We start from the raw sequence: 685 nt of genomic DNA on the forward strand, positions 1-685 counted from the left end.
GCGGCTCGGCCTTCGCGGCCACCACGGGCGCGGCGGGAGTGACGGCCGGAGCGCTGGCGGCCGGCTTCGTCTTGCGGCCACCCTTGCCCGCGGGCGTCTTCTTCGTGTCGACGGGCGTCGCCTCCACCACGGGCTCGGGCGGAGTCGGCTCCACCTCCGGCGCCTTCTCGGGCTCCGGGGTTTCGGTCTTCTGGACGAAGCCCGGCGGAGGACCGGAGGGCTTCGGCGGCCACTGCCCGTTCGCGGCGGGATCCACGGGCGGCGGCGGATCCAGCTCCGCCTTCACCCACTGCTTCGCGGAGTCATACGCGGGCATGAACACGCGGCGCACGGGTTCGAGCGTCGCCAGGTAGCCCACGCCCCCCAGGATGAGCAGCAGCAGCAGCCGCATGCCCCAGCCGGAGCCCTCGCGGGCAGGCGCGGCCGCGGGAGGCGCTTCGGCGACCTCCGCCTCCGCCTGGCGGGACGCACGTGCGGTGCCCCGCGCCGGACGGGTCCGGAAGCGCTGCGTCTGGAGCTCGCTGGGCGGATCCATCAGCGAGTCCGCCGCGGGCGCGCTCCGGGCCTCGGCGGGTTCGGGCCGCGCGGGGGGACGTGCCCTGGAGGGCCGCACGGCGTCCGCGGGAGGACGGATCACCCGGGGAATGGGCGCCGCGTCCGAGCCCGCGGGGCGCTGGGCTCGCGG

The 685-nt window shown here is 77.2% G+C and carries 1 pseudogene; it reads right to left on the minus strand.

Going from position 1 to position 685, the window contains the following annotated elements:
- Positions 1-685 (minus strand): annotated as a pseudogene (locus ACLEQD_RS44775) (serine/threonine protein kinase); the annotation flags it as partial.

It is taken from the genome of Corallococcus sp. 4LFB (genome assembly GCF_046520365.1).
GTDB lineage: Bacteria > Myxococcota > Myxococcia > Myxococcales > Myxococcaceae > Corallococcus > Corallococcus caeni.